The organism is Roseisolibacter sp. H3M3-2 (assembly GCF_029211165.1).
GTDB lineage: Bacteria > Gemmatimonadota > Gemmatimonadetes > Gemmatimonadales > Gemmatimonadaceae > Roseisolibacter.
Window position 1 is genome coordinate 1 of the sequence record NZ_JARGEK010000596.1, and the last position, 1,854, is coordinate 1,854.

The 1,854-nt window shown below is 75.0% G+C and carries 2 protein-coding genes; both read right to left on the minus strand.

Translation table 11 applies throughout. The features are described from left to right. Positions 1 to 857 (minus strand): serine/threonine-protein kinase (locus PYV61_RS24925; RefSeq protein WP_275836584.1); only part of this gene is annotated, 857 nt, incomplete at its 3' end. A gap of 132 nt (positions 858 to 989) precedes the next feature. Next, on the minus strand, positions 990 to 1,598 hold the full coding sequence (locus tag PYV61_RS24930; protein WP_275836585.1) for a PH domain-containing protein: 609 nt from the start codon (positions 1,596 to 1,598) through the stop codon (positions 990 to 992). Between the last annotated feature and the right edge of the window lie 256 nt (positions 1,599 to 1,854).

Consider the following 1,854-nt stretch of genomic DNA (forward strand, 5'->3'; position numbering starts at 1 on the left):
GCGTTCGACACCGCGGCGGCGAGCGCCGAGAGCACGGCCGGCGCGTCGGCGGGTCGGTGCGCCGGGTCCTTCGCGAGGCACGCCATGACGAGCGCGGCGAGGCCGGCGGGGAGCCCCGGCCGCCGCGCGTCGAGCGGCGGGGGCATCTCGGTGACCTGCGCCGCGACGAGCTGCCGCCGCGTGGCGCGGTCCGCGAACGGGTGCGCGCCGTCGAGCAGCTCGTACGCCATCATCCCCCACGCGTACAGGTCGGCGCGGTGGTCGGTGTCGTCGCCGACCGCCTGCTCGGGCGCCATGTACGCCGGGGTGCCGAGCGAGGTGCCGGCCGACGTGAGCGCGACCGGCCCGGTCTCGGCGCGGGCGGCGCGCATCGCCTTCGCGATCCCGAAGTCGGCGACCACGGCGTTGCGCCCCGCCAGCAGGACGTTCTCGGGCTTCACGTCGCGGTGCACGACGCCGCGCGCGTGCGCGTACTCCAGCGCCTCCGCGACGTCGCGCAGCACGCGCAGCGCCTCGTCGAGCGGGAGCGGCCCGCGCTCCATGCGCGCGCGCAGCGACTCCCCGGTCACGAACGGCATCGTGTAGAACGGGAGCCCGTCGGCCGTCTGCCCCGCGGCGAGCACCGGGACGATGTGCGGGTCCTGCAGCGCCGCGGCGAGGCGGATCTCGCGCGTGAAGCGCTCGGCGCTCATCCCCTCGGCGGTCTCCGGCGAGAGCACCTTCACGACCACCTGCCGGCCGAGCGCCGCGTCGGTGGCGACGAAGACGCGCGCCATGCCGCCGCCGCCGACCTCGCGCTCGAGCGTGTAGGCGGCGCCCAGCGCGGACTGCAGCCGGTCGCGGAGCGGGTCGGTCACGGGCGCGGGGCGGAGGGGACGGTCCGCCAATATCGGCCCGCGCGCGGCGATGCGCCAAGTCGCGCCGGGCGCGCGAGCGGGGGGCGGCGGGCCCGCCGCCCCCCGGCGCGGGCCGGGGGGCCCGCGCCCGGCTCAGGCGTGCATGTACTTCTCGAACACCTCGCCGAAGTCGCGGCGCGTGTGCTGGTCGAGCACCGCCGCGTTCATCGCCTCCAGCACGGCGCGGTAGTGCGCCTGCACCGCCGACGGGTCCTGCGCCGCGTTGAGCTTGAGCATCGAGCCGACCACCGACGCGCTCTGCAGCGCGTGCTCGCGCCCGACCGCGTCGCGCCGCTGCAGCTTCCCGATCGTGTGCAGCGCCTTGTAGATGTCCTTCAGCGCCTCGAGGTGGTCCTTGCGCACGTCGATGCTGAAGCCCTTGTCGCCGATCGTGAACTTCAGCTCGACGTCGAGGTCGATCGTGCCGGCGGTCTCGATGGTCACCTGCCCGACCGCGTGCGACGCGTAGTCGTAGCGCTTGATCGTGCGCTTGGTCGACACCGCGGAGTCGCCGTCGACGTGGACGAGGGCGAGGTTGGTGAAGCAGTACTCGTCCTTCTTCGACTTGATCAGGAAGTGGATCTTCTCCTGGTCCTCGTGGAAGAGGTAGTCGTCGGCGTCGACCTTGTCGTAGTCCCTGGGCGGCACGATCAGGCCGACGTCGCTCAGGCCGAGCGCCTCGGCGGCGAACTTCTTGAACACGGCTCCTCCGGGTGGCGAAAGGATGGCGCGCCCCGCGGTCGAGACGCGGCGTCAATCTCGGGCCTCCGGCGGTGCGCGGCCAGCCCGGACGGGTCGGCGACGCGTGCTATGTTGGAACTGTGGCGCGTCCGCGACTCACCGGCCGCCGCCGCGCGCCCCCCTCGCCCCCGCCCATGCGCCTGCGTCGCACGCTCCTGCTCGCGGCCCTGCTCGCGGCCCCGCCCCGCGCCCCGCGGGCGCAGGCCCCCGCGCGCCG